Below are 2,027 nucleotides of genomic sequence, written 5' to 3'. Positions count from 1 at the left end.
TCAGATGTCCAATATGTATTGTAGTCCTACAAATTCCAAATTTCTTTCCGCAGACACGGCCTTGTCCGCGCCCCTGAATAGTGGTATAATAATTCGACTATTTTTGGAGAAGCGAGGTTTGGGAACATGACCTATCAGGAAGAATTCATCACCTTTATGGTGCGCGCCGGCGTACTCACCTTCGGAGACTTTACCACCAAGTCCGGCCGCAGAACTCCCTACTTCATCAATACCGGCAACTACAAGACCGGCGCCCAGGCCGCCAAGCTGGGCGACTACTACGCCGCCTGCATCCAGCAGAACCTCCCCGACGGGGTGGACTGCCTCTTCGGCCCCGCCTACAAGGGCATCCCCCTGGCCGTCTCCGCCGCCGCCTCCCTGTACCGCAATTATGGGCGGGATCTCCCCTACTGCTTCAACCGCAAGGAGGCCAAGGACCACGGCGAGGGCGGCGTCATGGTGGGCTGCAGGCCCCAGGACGGCGACCGGGTGGTGATCGTAGAGGACGTGGTCACCGCCGGCACCGCCGTACGGGAGTCCATCGAGCTGTTCCAGCACGTGGCCGACGTAAAGATGCGCGCCCTTATCGTCTCCGTGGACCGGATGGAGCGGGGCACCCGGGCCTGCTCCACCCTGGACGAGCTGCGGGAGGACTACGGCATCGCCGTCTACCCCATCGTCACCGTCCGGGAGATCATCGCCTTCCTCCACAACCGGGAGCTCGACGGCAGGGTGTATATTGACGACGAGATGAAGGGCAGGATGGAGGCCTATCTGGAGCAGTACGGCGCCCGGTAAGAGCCGTGGCTCCGAGGACAGGAGGGAGGCGGATGCCCTCATCCGCCTGCTTGAATCCACAGGAAAGGAGATCTTCAGCCATGGGCCCCCACGACGGACACCGCCAGCGTCTGAAAACCGAATTTCTGGCCCGGCCGGACTCCTTCCCGGACCACAAGCTGCTGGAGCTGCTGTTCTTCTACGCCAATCCCCGCAGCGACACCAATCCCCTGGCCCACGAACTGATCGACCGTTTCGGCTCCCTGGCCGGGGTGTTGGACGCCCCGCCGGAGGAGCTGTGCAAGGTCAAGGGCATGGGGAAGCATGGGGCGGTGCTGCTCAAGACAGTGAAAGAGCTGTCCGGTCGCTACCTCACCGCCCGCACCCGGGTAGACGACATCGCCCGGAACAGCCGGGACTACTACCAGCTCCTGCGGCCCTATTTCTTCGGGGCCCGGAACGAGCTGCTCTGCCTGCTGTGCATGGACGGCAAGCACAAGGTGCTGGGCATCCGACGGCTGGGTGAGGGGAACGTCAACGCCGTGGCTATTACCACCCGTCTCATCACCGAGGCCGCCCTCGCCCTCAACGCCGCTGCTGTGGTGCTGGCCCACAACCACGTCTCCGGCATCGCCTTTCCCTCGGAGGATGACATCGCCACCACCCGCAGCCTGGCCCCTTTTCTGGCCAAACTCGGCGTTGAGCTGGTAGACCACCTGATCTTTGTGGACGACGACATGGTGTCTCTCCGGGACAGCGGCTTTTACCAGCCGTAAAAAGGCAGGTTCTAAAATTCTCGGTTGAAATCGAACATTTGTTTTGCTATAATTACCCTGTGAGGTGACGGTATGCCCAAATTCCAAGTAGCCAGCGAATATCAGCCCGCCGGCGTATCCCGGCGGATGAATCCGCCGGGAGCCCTGTTTTTTTATTCCTCCAGGCGGAACTGAATTCCGCCTGGACAAGGTTTTGCTTCGCAAAACGCTTGAACGCCGCAGGGCGGCGGCGCGCTTCTGCGCGCGGCTGGCCGCCGTTCCGATTTCCCGACCTGTGAGGTGAGACAGCGCTATGTCGAAATTTCAAGTTGTCAGCGAATATCAGCCCGCCGGCGTATCCCGGCGGATGAATCCGCCGGGAGCCCTGTTTTTCTATCCCTCCAGACGGAACTGAATTCCGTCTGGACAAGGTTTTGCTTCGCAAAACGCTTGGACGCCGTAGGGCGGCGGCGCGCTTCTGCGCGCGGCTGGCCG

The 2,027-nt window shown here is 61.4% G+C and carries 2 protein-coding genes; both read left to right on the top strand.

Features of this window, described 5'->3' with window-relative positions:
• The first annotated feature begins 126 nt into the window (after window positions 1-126).
• On the top strand, window positions 127-798 hold the full coding sequence (gene pyrE, locus HMPREF0372_RS08990; protein ID WP_007491177.1) for an orotate phosphoribosyltransferase: 672 nt from the start codon (window positions 127-129) through the stop codon (window positions 796-798).
• An 80-nt stretch (window positions 799-878) separates the two neighbouring features.
• Window positions 879-1,553: a JAB domain-containing protein gene (locus HMPREF0372_RS08985; protein ID WP_007491175.1), complete on the top strand. Its 675-nt coding sequence runs from the start codon at window positions 879-881 to the stop codon at window positions 1,551-1,553.
• Window positions 1,554-2,027 lie beyond the last annotated feature (474 nt).

Source organism: Flavonifractor plautii ATCC 29863, assembly GCF_000239295.1.
Classification (GTDB): domain Bacteria; phylum Bacillota; class Clostridia; order Oscillospirales; family Oscillospiraceae; genus Flavonifractor; species Flavonifractor plautii.
This window is presented reverse-complemented; position numbering and strand designations above follow the sequence as displayed.